The following is a 15,353-nucleotide window of genomic DNA, read 5'->3' as shown; positions in this document are numbered from 1 at the left end:
AAATGAAAGAAAAAATTATTACCTACATAGTTTTATTAGGTCTAGTTTATGGTATTTTTAATTTCAATACCGATTATATCTGGTCTTTGAGTATCAATGGTTTCTCTTATATTACATTTGTAATTTTTATTGCTTACTTAATTTATTCTCTTAGAAAAGCTGCTAAAGAACAACAAAGCAATAAGTGATCATTCAAACATTATTATCTATCATCAAAATGAATGAAACAGATTCAATTTTTAAATCTTTATAAAATTAAAACCACTTCTTCCATTTGAAATAAACAACCATCAATAAAACCAAGAAAAACATTGCACTTAAAGTGATGAAATATCCGTTTTCCGAACGCAGTTCTGGCATATTTTCAAAATTCATTCCATAAACACCTACAATAAATGTTAGAGGCATAAAGATTACGGAAACTATTGTAAGAACTTTCATAATCTGATTCATTCGATGATTTTGCGCTGAAAAGTAATAATTTGTAGCACTATCGAGTTTAGTAAGATTATACTCAACTTGGTCTAATACTTCCAAAGCGCGATAATGAAGTCTAGAGTAATAAAGAATATTATTTTTGCCAATTAGAGAAATAGTTCTTACATCTTCTTGATTTTTTAAATTATGTAAAACATCTCTCAAAGGGAGTATAGCTCGTTTTATTGCATTGAGTTGTTCGGAGTCTCGCTCAATAATCACTAATGTATTTGGCCTATACGTTATTCTTGACTCTATAAGTACCATTTCAATTTCATCTTCGAGACTATCCATATTAATAAAAAAGTTTTCCATTACTGATTCAAGCAACGCAAATAGTAAGTAACCACTATTTTTCCTTCTAAGATTCCCAACTTTAGTCCTAATACGCTCACGAACAATCGTAAATAAATTTCCTTTTTTCTCTTGAAAAGATAGCAAAACATTATCTTTTAGAATGAAACTTAATTGCTCAATATCTATACTAGAGTTCTCATCAATAGTATGAATAGACTTCACACTAAAGAAAAGTACCTCGTCAAGCTCCTCCATTCTACTTCGTCTAGAAAAGTTAAGAATTTCCGCCATTAAGTAGTTTTCAATTTGGAAGAACTGTCCAATTTCAATAAGTAAAGCAACATCATGTAATCCATGAAGATTAAACCATTTAACAGTATTAGGTTTTGACTCATTAAAAACCTTTTCCATCTCAAAAAGAGTTAAGTCGGTATACTCTTGCACAGAATCTTCATCATAAACAAAGAGCTGCATGGAAATAGGTACATGTGAATATTCTCCAGAATATTCTAAATAGTTCGGTTGTAGTGTCCTCTTTTTATTATATTTAACTCGTCTCACTATTTTTAAACTTAAATTTGTACTAAAGATAGGAGTTTTTAAAATTCCATTCTATTTTTACAAAAAATAAAGCCTTTAATATGAAAATTTTAATAATCAATATAAAAGAATTATTACAAGTACGTGAAAACCAAATAGATTTGGTGGCAGGTGTTGAAATGAAAGAATTACCAAAAATAGACAAAGCTTATTTATTAATAGAAAATGATATAATTGCAGATTTCGGCACTATGGATAATTGTCCACATATCAGTGCAGATCAAGTAATCGATGCAACAGGTAAAACTGTCTTACCAACATGGGTGGATAGTCACACTCACATTGTTTATGCAGGGAATAGAGAATTAGAATTTGTAGACCGTATTAACGGCCTTTCTTACGAAGAGATATTCAATCGCGGTGGAGGAATTCTAAATTCTGCAAAAAAACTTCAAGAATGTACAGAAGAAGAGCTGTATACTCAATCAAAAGTACGATTAGAGGAAGTCATGATTCAAGGTACTGGAGCAGTTGAAATAAAATCAGGTTATGGTCTAACTTTAGAAGCCGAATTAAAAATGTTGCGCGTTATCAAAAAGCTTGCTTCAAAATACCCTATTGAAATTAAGTCGACTTTCTTAGGAGCACACGCTTTTCCATTAGAATACAAGGATAATCATGAAGGGTATATAGACTTATTAGTAAATGAAATGATACCCACAATAGCAAAAGAAGGTTTAGCTGAATATGTTGATGCGTTTTTAGAAACAGGTTACTTCTCTGTTGAAGAAACATCTAGAATAATGAAAGCAGGAAAGGACCACGGATTAGTGGCTAAAATACATGTAAATCAATTTACTGCCATTGGTGGAATTAAAGCATGTGTGGACCATGGAGCTTTGTCAGTAGATCATTTAGAAATTGTTACTGATGAGGATATTGAAGTATTAAAAGATAGTAAAACCATGCCAGTTGCACTTCCAACATGCTCCTACTTTATTTCAATTCCATACACACCAGCAAGAAAGATGATAGACGCAGGTTTACCTTTAGCAGTCGCTTCGGACTTCAATCCCGGAACGACTCCTTCTGGAAACATGAATTTTGTAGTTGCAACTTCATGTATAAAAATGCGAATGACACCAGAAGAGGCTATAAATGCAGCAACCATTAATGGTGCTTATGCAATGGGGTTAGAAAAAGAATACGGAAGTATTACTATTGGAAAAAAAGCAAGTATTATTATCACAAAACCCCTAAACTCTTTCTATGAAATTCCTTACGCTTTTGGAAGTAATTTAATAGACCAGGTAATTTTAAAAGGAAAACTCATATAATATCTTTTAAATAACGAACTTCATAAAATGAAAGTTGGCAAAGCCTTGAAAAATCAAAGCTTTGCCCTAATTCAATTAAAAAATTCAAACCTAACTACCTAATTAACGAACATTTAAGTACTTTAGTATATGGCACATCTAAAATTATTTTCAGCTTTAGATATATCTAGAAACACAAGCTTTCGAAGTGGAGAAATCAAATTTGGAGAACGTCTTCAGATTTTAGAACAAACAGAGGAATGGGCAAAAGAACTAACTAAACAAGATTCTAAATATGCTATACTTGGAATCCCTGAAGATATTGGAGTAAGAGCAAACATGGGTAGAGCTGGAGCTGCTGGAGCTTGGAGTAGTTTTATAAAAAGCTTTTTAAATATTCAACATAACCGTTTTTGTAAAGCTCACCGTATTACACTAATCGGCCATTTAGATTTCGAAAAAGAACTAGAAGAAGTTGCTAATTTAAATATAGACAACAAGGAAGACAAGAAAAAAATGTTCGAACTTGTTGACCGCATTGACAAAGAAGTAGCACATACTATCAGCATTATTGTAAAAGCAAAAAAAATACCAATCATAATTGGAGGAGGTCATAATAATTCCTACGGTAATATCAAAGGAACAGCTTTAGGTAAAGGTAAGTGTATAAATGCAATCAATTTTGATGCACATACAGATTTCAGAGCTCTAGAAGGAAGACATAGTGGGAATGGATTTTCTTACGCATTGGAAGAAGGTTTTTTAAAAAACTACTTTATCTTCGGATTACATGAGAACTACACGTCTAAAAGTGTCTTTAGCAGCATGAAAGAAAAGCAAGATCAGGTAAAATTCAACACCTATGAACAAATGCAAGTTAGGAAAGAGAAATCTTTTGAAACAGAGCTAATAACCGCTCAAAAACATGTAGACAACAATGCTTTTGGTATTGAAATCGATTTAGATGCTATTCCATTAATTGCAAGTAGCGCAATAACACCTACTGGATTTTCAGCAGAACAATTACGTCAATTCATTTATTTCTTCGCAAAATCTAGAAACGCAGCGTACCTGCATATTTGTGAAGGAGCACCGAGCTTAGACTCTGATAAAAACCCTAATTTAATTGGAAAATTCATCTCATATTTGGTTACAGATTTCATCAAAGCTAACTCTGAGAAAATCATATAGTATTGAAAAAAACTCCTTACTTCTCAAGCAATTCAATTATTGAGCTTCTATTTTAGAAGGAAGAACTCTCACTCTATAAATAACTTCTACTTTAATATATTCCTAGTAAGTCTATAGTCTATTATAAACTTACTAGGAACGTTTTATTATACACTTTTTGAAATATTCTTTTTAAAGCACAATGTAAATCAGATTTTCCTCCACTCAATCATATTCGTATCCCTCTGCTATTCAAATTGAAATTATAAATACTAATTAAATGTTATAATATTAACTCTAATATACGCAAAACACACAATACTCTTAAGTCCTTTTAAATAGCAAGATAGAGTTTAAAATTATCTATTTCTTAAGAGCTTAGGCTTCAAAAAACTATAGAAAAACAGTATCTTTGGTGATTCTCAAAACAAATTAGGTTGAAGACAGAAGATACAATTGAGGTTTTAGGTGCTAGAGTACACAATTTAAAAAATATTGATGTGGTAATCCCACGTGAAAAACTTGTTGTAATAACAGGCTTGTCAGGTTCAGGTAAATCATCTTTAGCTTTTGATACTATTTACGCAGAAGGTCAAAGAAGATACATTGAAACTTTTTCCGCTTATGCTAGACAGTTTTTAGGGGGCTTGGAACGTCCAGATGTTGATAAAATTGATGGATTATCTCCTGTAATTGCTATTGAACAGAAAACTACAAATAAAAGTCCTCGTTCTACCGTCGGTACCATAACAGAAATATATGATTTCTTGCGTTTGTTATACGCACGTGCAGCTGATGCTTACAGTTATGAAACTGGAGAAAAAATGGTCAGCTATTCTGATGAACAAATTTTACAACTTATTACTGAAGACTTTCAAGGTAAACGAATTTCCATATTAGCTCCAGTGATTAGATCTCGTAAAGGACATTATCGAGAACTGTTTGAACAAATTGCAAAACAGGGTTTTGTTAAAGTTCGTGTTGATGGAGAGATGTTGGATTTAGAACGTGGAATGAAAGTAGACCGATACAAAACACATGATATAGAAATTGTAATAGACCGTTTGGCAATTGACCAAGAGGAAAGCACAAAACAACGTTTAACAGAAAGTATTAAAACAGCCATGTATCATGGTGATGACATAATCATGGTTTTAGAACATGAAAATCAGACTGCACGTTTCTTTAGTCGTCATTTGATGTGTCCTTCTACCGGTATCTCTTATGCAAAACCAGAACCAAATAATTTCTCATTCAACTCTCCTAAAGGAGCTTGTGATGTATGTAATGGATTAGGAATAATCAATGAGATTAACCTGCAAAAAATTATACCAAATCCCTCTTTATCTATAAAGAATGGAGGTTTTGCTCCAATTGGTACAGAAAAAAAATCTTGGATTTTCAGTCAGTTGGAAATCATTGCACAAAAGTATGATTTCACACTCTCTACTCCTATTAAAGACATTCCTAAAGAGGCTATGGATATTATACTCTATGGCGGAAAGGAAAGCTTTTCTGTTGTTTCAAAAGTAGCTGGAATTACCAAAAATTACAAAATAGATTTTGAAGGAATTTCAAACTTCATTAAAGATCAATATGACGAGAGTCCTACTGCAAGTATTAAACGATGGGCGAAAGAATTTATGGATGAAATTAATTGTCCAAACTGCGAAGGAACTCGTTTAAAAAAAGAAGCATTACATTTTAAAATTGGTGAAAAGAATATTGGAGAGTTAATCCAAATGGACATAGAAACCTTGAGTGAATGGTTTAAGGAATTACCTAAGCATTTATCCGAGAAACAGGTTGCTATAGCTTCTGAAGTATTAAAAGAAATTAGCACACGTCTATCATTTTTACTAAATGTTGGATTAAATTATTTATCTCTTAATCGTAGCTCAAGAACCCTTTCTGGTGGAGAAGCACAGCGAATTCGTTTAGCAACTCAAATTGGTTCTCAGTTAGTTGGTGTACTATATATTCTAGATGAACCTAGTATTGGATTACATCAACGTGACAATGAAAAATTAATTCACTCGTTAGAACAACTCCGAGATATAGGTAACTCAATATTAGTAGTTGAGCATGATAAGGATATGATACTTAGAGCAGATTATGTAATAGATATCGGTCCTTTTGCTGGTAAAAATGGAGGACAAATTATCAGTGCTGGTACTCCTGAACAATTATTAAAAGAAAATACCTTAACTGCTCAATACTTAAACGGTAAATTAGAAATTGAAATACCAATAGAGCGTAGAAAAGGTAATGGCAAAACCTTACGTCTTGAAGGAGCTACTGGTAACAACTTAAAGAACGTTAGTATAGATATACCACTAGGTACTCTCACTTGTGTAACTGGTGTATCTGGATCCGGAAAATCTACATTAATTAACGGTACCCTATACCCTATTTTGAACGAACATTTTTTTAATGCGGTTCAAAAACCACATCCTTATAAAAAAATTAAAGGTTTAGAACATATAGACAAAGTAATAGCCATTGATCAAAGTCCGATTGGTAGAACCCCACGTTCTAATCCAGCCACCTATACAGAAGTTTTTTCTGATATTAGAAACTTATTTGCCATGACAACTGAAGCTTCTATTAGAGGATATAAACCAGGACGTTTTAGTTTTAATGTAAAAGGAGGACGATGTGAGACTTGTGAAGGTTCAGGAGTAAGAACCATAGAAATGGGTTTCTTACCCGATGTATATGTTGAATGCGAAACTTGTCAAGGAAAACGTTTTAACAGAGAAACGTTAGAAATTAGATACAAAGGGAAATCTATCTCTGACATATTAGCTATGACTGTACAAGAGGGAGTTGATTTTTTTGAAAGTATTCCCAAAATTTATAGAAAGCTAAAAACTATTGACGAGGTTGGTTTAGGATACATAACACTTGGACAACAAAGCACCACTTTGTCAGGTGGTGAGGCACAAAGAATTAAGCTAGCAACAGAACTATCTAAAAAAGATACTGGAAATACTTTTTATATTTTAGATGAACCTACTACAGGTTTACATTTTGAAGATATACGCGTCTTGATGGAAGTGATACAGACTTTAGTTGAAAAAGGAAATACTGTTTTGATAATAGAACACAATTTAGATGTTATTAAGCTAGCAGACTATATTATTGATATTGGTTACGAAGGAGGTTCTAAAGGAGGTCAATTGGTTGCCAAAGGAACCCCTGAAGAAATTGCTAAGAATAAAAAAAGTTATACTGCTCCCTTTCTAAAGGCGGAGCTAGACCAAAAAAATAAAGAGATATGAAAAACCTAGAAAATGAAGAAGCTTTCATCCATGATGGCTTCAAACAAAAATCATGGAACGACATTAAATCAAATGATTCTTGGGCTATTTTTAAGATTATGTCTGAGTTCGTTAATGGTTATGAAAAAATGGGGCGCATTGGCCCTTGTGTATCAATATTTGGTTCAGCAAGAACACTTAAAGAAGACCCGTATTACAAACTAGCTGAGGAAATTGCTTTTAAAGTAAGTGAAGCTGGATATGGTGTTATTACCGGAGGTGGACCTGGAATTATGGAAGCTGGTAATAAAGGCGCCCATTTAGGAAAAGGAACATCAGTAGGTTTAAATATTGATCTACCATTTGAACAGCACTTTAATCCTTATATAGATAATGATAAAAATCTACAATTTGACTACTTCTTCGTTAGAAAAGTAATGTTTGTTAAGTATTCTCAAGGTTTTATTATTATGCCTGGAGGTTTTGGAACACTTGACGAAGTGTTTGAAGCAATCACATTAATACAAACCAAAAAAATTGGAAAATTCCCAATCATTTTAGTTGGCACAGATTTCTGGGCTGGGCTAATTGACTGGATTGAAAAAGTTGTATTGGAAAAATATTCTAATATAAGTCTAAATGATATGAAACTTATTAAACTAGTAGATACAGCAGACGAAGTTGTAGATATTGTTGATGAGTTTTACAAAAAATATAATCTTACACCTAACTTCTAGTTATTGAGTACTCAAAATAAAAGGCTTAAACATTTCATTTTTTTAAGCCTTTTTATATTAACAAAAAAAAAAAACACTTATTGAGAATAAGTCTCTTAAAATAACTAACACTTTTCGTTACACTATCTCTATTTAGTTTTTGTTGTTCAATTAATTCATCAAAGGTCTAACTAAACCTAACTACACTTGTGAAGTAAAGGATTCTATACAACATTTGAAAAAATTATTTCTTCCATAATCTCAATATCATCACTAAAAATATTAGATTTGTGAGTTATTAAACTACAGCTTGTATTCTAGCCACATACAATCGTAGTCTTAATTATATGAAAAAGGAATCTATGATTATGAATATCATTAAAGAAAGGTTAAAAAAAGACACACCTAGGGGGCTAGTTTTACTTATAGACATTGTTATTGTTTTTGGAACATACATTGTCTCCAACTTTATACTGAATAGTTTTTATGGGCGATTTGACATAGAAAACATGTTAATGAAATTACCTTTAGCACTTATTGCTTATATTGTTAGTTTCATGATATTTAAACCTCACCGTGGTGTCATTAGACAAACTGGGCTCAAAGATGCCCAAAACGTATTATATTCATGTTTATTTGCTTCATTAGTTATATTAGTTGTAAGCATATTACAACGCACTAATATTTTCTACTCTGAACATAGACCTTATCTACGCTTCTCTTATTCTATTATTATTTTACATCTGTTGTTAACAACTGTTGTGATGGTATCTGCTCGAGTATTTTATAGTAAATTCTATAGAACTTATGTATTGGGAGGAAGAAATCACAGACGCGTTATGATCTACGGAGCTGGTGATTCAGGGGTTATTACAATTGGTGCTTTACAAGCTGATACCAAATTCAATGTAGATGTCATTGGTTTTATTGACGACAACTTACGAAAGGAAGGGAAGAAAATCAATGGATACAGAGTATACTCACCTAAATCTATAAATGAAACATTTATATTAAAAAACCGTGTAGATGACATTGTTATCTCTATTCAAAATATTCCAAGAGAGCGTTTAAATGAAATTTCTAAATTTTTAGAAAAGCTCCCTGTAAAAATTAAAATTATTCCAGCTGCAAGCGACTGGTTAAACGGAAAGTATTCTGGTAAACAAATTAAAACTCTAAAAATCGATGATTTACTCGGTCGTAAATCTATTAAGCTTGATAATCCAATCATCGCTAAAGAAATCGAAGGAAAAGTAGTTCTAATTACTGGAGCTGCTGGTTCAATTGGTAGTGAGATATCGCGCCAAATAGCTACTAGAAACTTCAAAAAATTAATTCTTGTTGATCAAGCTGAATCAGCATTATATGACGTACAGCAAACTATGAATTCTAAGCGTCCTGAGGATATTCAATATATAGTAGCTAATATAAGAGATAAACAACGTATAGAGCGAATATTTGAGACCGAAAGGCCCGATATTATATATCATGCGGCAGCTTATAAACATGTTCCTCTTATGGAAGACAATCCTTATGAAGCCGTTACGACTAATATTTACGGAACCAAAGTAATTGCAGATTTATCTGTCGCTTATGGTGTTCAAAAATTCGTAATGATTTCTACGGATAAGGCTGTTAACCCTACTAATGTTATGGGAGCTAGTAAACGCGTAGCTGAAGTTTACGTAAGCAGTTTAAATGAATTGGCTAAAACTAACTTCATTGTAACACGTTTTGGTAATGTTTTAGGATCAAATGGTTCGGTAATTCCTTTGTTTAAAAGACAGATTCAAAAAGGAGGTCCATTAACAGTTACTCATAAAGATATCACTCGTTATTTTATGACTATTCCTGAAGCTTGTCAATTGGTTTTAGAAGCATCAGTAATGGGAAAAGGTGGAGAAATCTTTGTGTTCGACATGGGTGAGTCTATGAAAATAATTGATTTAGCGAAACGTATGATTCGTCTAAGTGGTTATAATTACCCAGACGAAATAGGAATTAAAATTACTGGATTAAGACCTGGTGAAAAAATATATGAAGAGTTACTCGCTAATGATGAGAACACAGTTCAAACACATCATGAGAAAATTATGATTGCCCAAGTGTGTAAAGAGAACTTAGAAGTACTTCAGGGGTATATTAATGAAATGTGCGTATACGTTTATTCAACCGTAGATAATTCAAATAATTTTGAATTAGTACGCCAAATCAAACAAATAGTTCCTGAGTATAAATCTCAGAATTCAAGCTACGAAACACTAGACCAATTAGAGTCTAAGTAATTTATTTTTTATGACAACTGGATTTAAAATTATAGGTATTCAAATTCGTACAACTAATCAAAATAGCCAAGCACAACAAGATTTAACACATCTCTGGTCACGTTTTATTTCTGATAATTTAATTGAAACAATACCCAATAAATGTTCTAATGATATCTTTGCTATATACACAGATTATGAAAGTGATTTTACTGGAAGATACACAGCAATTATAGGTGTTACCGTTTCTTCTCTGGATAAAATACCTTCTGATCTAATTGGTCGCGAATTCCCTAATGCGAAATTTCAAAAATTAACAGCTAAAGGTCTTATACCGGCTGCTGTTGCAGATACTTGGAATAAAATATGGAATAATGAAATTTCACTAGAACGCTCATATACATATGACTACGAAGTTTATGGATCCGATTCTCAAAAGGGAAACAATTCTGAAGTAGACATCTACATATCCATCGAATAATTTTTTTTTGTTTATTAAATACTAAAAGATTACTTGATTTTAAAAACATTATATTTTAATAAATAAGCTGTATCAGTTATTTTTTTTGGATAATTATACAGTTCTAAAATTTCAATTGCATTTTGCTTAGTCATTTTCCCTTTTTTAATTTTAAAATCAAAATTTAATTCCTTTGACATTATTTGTTCCTGAAAATGATATACAGCATAATTCCTACATTCAAGCAAGTTAACTAATTCCAAATCATGAGTTGCTACCAAAACGATATGCTTACTTTGATTCAAATAATCTAATATCGCATAACCAGCTGATACTCTCTCTTGTGAATTAGTTCCTTTAAAAATCTCATCTAAAATAAATAGACAAGGTACGGACTCATTAACAGATTCCACAAACTCCTTTAAAACCAAAACCTCCTTTAAGTAATAACTAGTATCCTCCAATAAGTCATCAGCAATTCGAATTGAAGAATGTATTCTTAAAAAGGGAGCTATGTAAGAAGAAGCATAACATATCCCAAGTGTCTGAGCTAAAATACTATTAACCCCTATAGTACGTATAAATGTAGTTTTCCCAGACATATTAGTTCCAGTTAAGAGCAAACTTTCATTCAAGAGATTAATTGAATTCGACACACATTTCTTTAACAAAGGATGATACATATTCTCTACGACTAAAGTTTTTTCATCATAAAACTTAGGAATGCAATTTTCCCTACCTTCAGATCTAAGAGATGCAATAGTTAAAGAGACTTCTATTTCACCTATAAAAACATAAAGTTTTTGTACATCATTTCTACAATTAAAAAAAGACCGAATTAAACTATAGAAAGCTATATATTCTAGATTAAAGCTGATTTTCAAATATTCTATAGGTATCCAAATTAACAATAACCATTCATTCTCGAATCTTTTATTAATTTTAAAAAAACTTGCCTTTCTCTCTATTTTAGCTAAATGCTTCATAAATTCTGGTTCACCATATAGTTCTCTTATTTTATTATTTTTTAATATTTTCTTAGCCACATTGTAAGTTTTACTGAACTCTACAATCGCTTTAAAGTGCTCATAAATAAAAACCTTGTTTCTGTAATGAAAAAATAAATTTGTGAGTAGAATAGGAATCAATAACACTAGAGCTATTGGATATATAAATATTACTATAGTAATGACTAAAGAAAGAATTGAAAGAGCATAAACCCATTTGATCGAATTAGGTTTTTGAATATTTTTATCATTGAAAAGTGTTTCAAAATAATACCCCTCCACATTACTTAACCTATTTAAAAGCAACTGTATTTGCTCTCTAAAAACATTATCACTTTGAAAATGTTTTGCAAGGTTTTCTTGAGAAATAGCCTTCTCTTTTTTAATGGTTCTTAACCTGTAATAAAGATATTGTTGCCCAATTTTAGAATGAGTTCTATCTATATATTTAAACAACTCTTCAAAATCCAAATCTTTACAAATTTGATCTGATAGTATCTGAAAAACATTCTCTTCAGGTAATATATTTTTGTGATATCTACCTATCTTTCCAAAATCAAATCTTTCAAACTCTTTGACTTTTCCCCAACTCATGCGTATCACCTTTTTATATTCTAAAAGTTTCTTCAAATACTTTCTTCTTTCTAGAAGATAGAAAATACAAAATCCCAATACTACAAATAGCACCCAATTCATTACCTAATTTTAAACTTCAATATACAAAACAATTGATATTTAACAAAAAATTATGTTTTTAAATAAAAAACAAAAAAAGGTATGCCTTTCTTGAGCATACCTTTTTTAAAAATATTATGGTGTTTTTATAATGAAAATGCTTTTCTTACATCTTCTACTCTATCTAATTTCTCCCAAGTAAACAATTCAACTTCCATTGTTTTTTCTTCTCCATTAGGACTTGTAAATACTTTAGTTACTGTTTGAGGGATTCTTCCCATATGTCCATATGCAGCAGTTTCACTATAAATCGGGTTTCTTAATTTCAAATTACGCTCAATAAAATAAGGACGTAAATCAAACAATTCACTTACCTTCTGTGCAATTACTCCATCGGACAAGTTAACCTTAGAAGTCCCATAGGTATTCACATATACTCCAGTAGGTTTAGCGACACCAATAGCATAAGAAACTTGCACAAGAACTTCATCAGCAACACCTGCTGCCACCAAATTTTTAGCAATGTGCCTTGTAGCATAAGCTGCACTTCGATCTACCTTACTTGGGTCTTTACCTGAGAAAGCGCCTCCTCCATGTGCTCCTTTTCCTCCATAGGTATCTACAATAATCTTTCTTCCTGTTAAACCTGTATCTCCATGTGGACCTCCTATAACAAATACCCCTGTTGGATTGATCAAATATTCAATCTCTCCCTTTTCAAATAAGTGTGTGTATTGAGGGTATTTTTTAAGTAAACGTGGAATTAATATCGATTTAATATCATCTTCTATAATTGACTGCATCTCTTTATTTGCGAGATTTTGCGATTCGAAACCTTTTTCTGATGGTTTGATAAAATCATCGTGCTGAGTAGATAACACTATAGTTACAATTCGAGTTGGCACATTTTCATCACTATACTCTAAAGTAACTTGACTCTTCGCATCTGGTCTTAAATAAGCAATTTCACTACCATCTTTACGGATTTCAGCTAACTCAATCAATAATTTATGAGCCAAATCTAAAGCCAATGGCATATAGTCTTCGGTTTCACGAGTTGCATAACCAAACATCATTCCTTGGTCTCCTGCACCTTGATTTTCTTTATCTGCGCGATCTACTCCTTGATTAATATCTGGAGATTGTTCATGAATAGCTGAAAGTATCCCACATGAATTAGCATCAAACATATACTCACTTTTAGTATAACCAATTTTTTTGATTACTTCACGAGCAATTTGTTGTACATCTAAATAAGTTTTAGATTTTACTTCTCCTGCTAAAATAACCTGTCCTGTGGTTACTAATGTTTCACAAGCTACTTTAGATTCACTATCAAAAGCAAGAAAATTATCTATTAATGCATCTGAAATTTGATCCGCTATTTTGTCAGGATGTCCTTCACTAACAGATTCTGATGTAAAGTAATAAGCCATAATATTGTATTTTTTTTATAAAAAAGGAAAAATGGCTAAAGGAGGGAATTCTGCTTTAGCATTTTTTTACCGAGGTTGTGCAATCAGTACAAATTTTTCCTCCTTATGTTGATATTGAATGCAAATGTAAAAACTTATTTCAATCAAGACAAGTTTTAAGCTACTTTATAGCAATCTTAACGATTCTAAATTTTATAGAAAACTTTCTAAAGTTTGTCACCTATATCTTTTCCATTTCAAAGCATATAATCAATAAATCCTCATACAACAGCAAATTAATTGAGTAATTGATAAAAAAATTGTATAAAAACAAAGAAACTGTATTTTATACTAGTTTTTATTTAAATTTGCCATGTATTATATGATACAAAATAAAACATTAACAGTATGCGATTACACAGTATAGAAGATCAAGCCTCCCTAACTCCAGAATTGGCACTATCGTTTTTAAAAGAAGGTAATAAACGTTTTGTAGAAAACCTAAAAGCGCATAGCAATCTATTAGAACAAGTTAACAATACTAAAGAAAATCAATTTCCATTTGCTATTATTTTAAGTTGCATAGACAGTAGAACATCCGCAGAATTAATATTCGACCAAGGTTTAGGTGATGTTTTCAGCACTCGAATCGCAGGAAATGTTTTGAATGATGATATTATTGGATCTATGGAATTTGCTTGTAAATTAGCGGGTTCTAAACTAATAGTAGTATTAGGACATTCTAATTGCGGGGCTATTACAGGCGCATGTAAAGGAACTGAACTTGGACATTTGACACATTTATTATCTAAAGTTGATTCGGCAGTACAACAAGTTAAAAAAAATAACATAGATATCGACATTACCTCAAAAGAGGCTGTTGATAAAGTTTCTCTTCAAAATGTTATGTACACACTAAACAACGTACTTGACAGGAGTGAAGTTTTACAAAATATGTTTAAAAATGGAGAAATAGGGTTAGTTGGAGCCTACTATAAAGTAGAAACTGGTGAAGTCGATTTCGTAAAAGAGCTATTTACATCTAAAGAGTAATCATTTTGAGTAAGAACGATTTTTATAAACAAATATTAGAAAACAACAAGGCTTGGGTTGAGCAAAAACTTACCATCAATCCTAACTACTTCAAAAGACTCTGTGAAAAACAGACCCCTCCCTTATTATGGATTGGTTGTTCAGATAGTAGAGTACCGGCAAACGAGGTAATTGGTGCTGAGCCTGGTGACGTATTTGTTCATAGAAATATTGCCAATATGGTAATCCATACAGACATGAGTATGTTAAGTGTTTTGGATTATGCCGTGAATGTTCTTAAAATTAAAAACATAATAGTCTGTGGTCATTATGGATGTGGAGGAGTACAAGCTGCTATGCGAAATGACTCTGTAGGCTTAATTGACAACTGGATTCGACATATAAAAACAGTATATCGTTTACATCAAGATGAATTAAATGAAATTGAAGATGAAGGACAACGGTTCAATCGTTTTGTGGAAATAAATGTCAAAGAACAAGTGTATGATTTAGCCAAAACATCTATTGTTCAACAAGCATGGGAACGCAATCAAGAATTAAGTATTCATGGATGGGTTTACGGCTTAAATTCTGGCTATGTTACCGATCTTGAAGTGAACGTAACTAGTAACCAAGAACTAGACGAAGTTTACCAATTACGCTTTAAAAAGCATTTCTGATAAACAACATCCCACATGAAATAAAAAATGCCCCTTTTAAA

12 protein-coding genes are annotated in these 15,353 nt (G+C 31.8%); 9 read left to right on the top strand and 3 right to left on the bottom strand.

The window, feature by feature from the left end:
* The first annotated feature begins 2 nt into the window (after positions 1 to 2).
* On the top strand, positions 3 to 188 hold the full coding sequence (locus tag BM024_RS01195; protein ID WP_090677624.1) for a hypothetical protein: 186 nt from the start codon (positions 3 to 5) through the stop codon (positions 186 to 188).
* Between the two features lie 67 nt (positions 189 to 255).
* Here BM024_RS01195 and corA read toward each other — a convergent pair whose 3' ends face one another.
* Positions 256 to 1,335 (bottom strand): magnesium/cobalt transporter CorA, encoded by a 1,080-nt coding sequence (gene corA, locus BM024_RS01190; RefSeq protein ID WP_090677623.1) that lies wholly within the window; start codon positions 1,333 to 1,335, stop codon positions 256 to 258.
* Positions 1,336 to 1,415: 80 nt separating this feature from the next.
* On the opposite strand from corA, the gene hutI reads away from it, so the two are divergent.
* The 6 genes from hutI to BM024_RS01160 all read left to right on the top strand — a co-directional run bounded on the left by hutI (position 1,416) and on the right by BM024_RS01160 (position 10,524).
* On the top strand, positions 1,416 to 2,651 hold the full coding sequence (gene hutI / locus BM024_RS01185) for an imidazolonepropionase (RefSeq protein ID WP_090677622.1): 1,236 nt from the start codon (positions 1,416 to 1,418) through the stop codon (positions 2,649 to 2,651).
* A gap of 129 nt (positions 2,652 to 2,780) precedes the next feature.
* Positions 2,781 to 3,821 (top strand): formimidoylglutamase, encoded by a 1,041-nt coding sequence (locus BM024_RS01180; RefSeq protein WP_090677621.1) that lies wholly within the window; start codon positions 2,781 to 2,783, stop codon positions 3,819 to 3,821.
* 416 nt (positions 3,822 to 4,237) lie between these two features.
* Positions 4,238 to 7,084, top strand: a complete 2,847-nt coding sequence (gene uvrA, locus BM024_RS01175; protein ID WP_090677620.1) for an excinuclease ABC subunit UvrA — start codon at positions 4,238 to 4,240, stop codon at positions 7,082 to 7,084.
* Positions 7,081 to 7,800 carry an LOG family protein gene (locus BM024_RS01170; RefSeq protein WP_090677619.1) on the top strand — a complete coding sequence of 240 codons (720 nt, stop codon included), beginning with the start codon at positions 7,081 to 7,083 and terminating at the stop codon, positions 7,798 to 7,800. Before uvrA ends, BM024_RS01170 begins: the two co-directional genes overlap by 4 nt.
* Positions 7,801 to 8,126: 326 nt before the next feature.
* Complete coding sequence (locus BM024_RS01165) at positions 8,127 to 10,064, top strand: polysaccharide biosynthesis protein (protein WP_245753841.1); 1,938 nt, start codon at positions 8,127 to 8,129, stop codon at positions 10,062 to 10,064.
* A gap of 10 nt (positions 10,065 to 10,074) precedes the next feature.
* Positions 10,075 to 10,524 (top strand): GyrI-like domain-containing protein, encoded by a 450-nt coding sequence (locus BM024_RS01160; RefSeq protein ID WP_090677618.1) that lies wholly within the window; start codon positions 10,075 to 10,077, stop codon positions 10,522 to 10,524.
* A 29-nt stretch (positions 10,525 to 10,553) separates the two neighbouring features.
* Here BM024_RS01160 and BM024_RS01155 read toward each other — a convergent pair whose 3' ends face one another.
* The gene (locus BM024_RS01155; protein ID WP_090677617.1) at positions 10,554 to 12,206 is read right to left on the bottom strand and encodes a MutS-related protein; all 1,653 of its coding nucleotides are present in this window, start codon (positions 12,204 to 12,206) and stop codon (positions 10,554 to 10,556) included.
* Between the two features lie 125 nt (positions 12,207 to 12,331).
* The gene (metK, locus tag BM024_RS01150) at positions 12,332 to 13,621 is read right to left on the bottom strand and encodes a methionine adenosyltransferase (protein WP_090677616.1); all 1,290 of its coding nucleotides are present in this window, start codon (positions 13,619 to 13,621) and stop codon (positions 12,332 to 12,334) included.
* Between the two features lie 387 nt (positions 13,622 to 14,008).
* On the opposite strand from metK, the gene BM024_RS01145 reads away from it, so the two are divergent.
* Together BM024_RS01145 and can are read left to right on the top strand one after the other, a co-directional pair.
* Positions 14,009 to 14,653: a carbonic anhydrase family protein gene (locus BM024_RS01145; protein ID WP_090677615.1), complete on the top strand. Its 645-nt coding sequence runs from the start codon at positions 14,009 to 14,011 to the stop codon at positions 14,651 to 14,653.
* Positions 14,654 to 14,658: 5 nt separating this feature from the next.
* On the top strand, positions 14,659 to 15,312 hold the full coding sequence (can, locus tag BM024_RS01140; RefSeq protein WP_090677614.1) for a carbonate dehydratase: 654 nt from the start codon (positions 14,659 to 14,661) through the stop codon (positions 15,310 to 15,312).
* Positions 15,313 to 15,353: the final 41 nt, after the last annotated feature.

The sequence above is a fragment of the Myroides guanonis genome, assembly GCF_900114085.1.
Lineage (GTDB): Bacteria > Bacteroidota > Bacteroidia > Flavobacteriales > Flavobacteriaceae > Flavobacterium > Flavobacterium guanonis.
The sequence above is the reverse complement of the archived record's forward strand: the minus strand, read 5'-3'. Positions and strand labels throughout refer to the sequence as shown.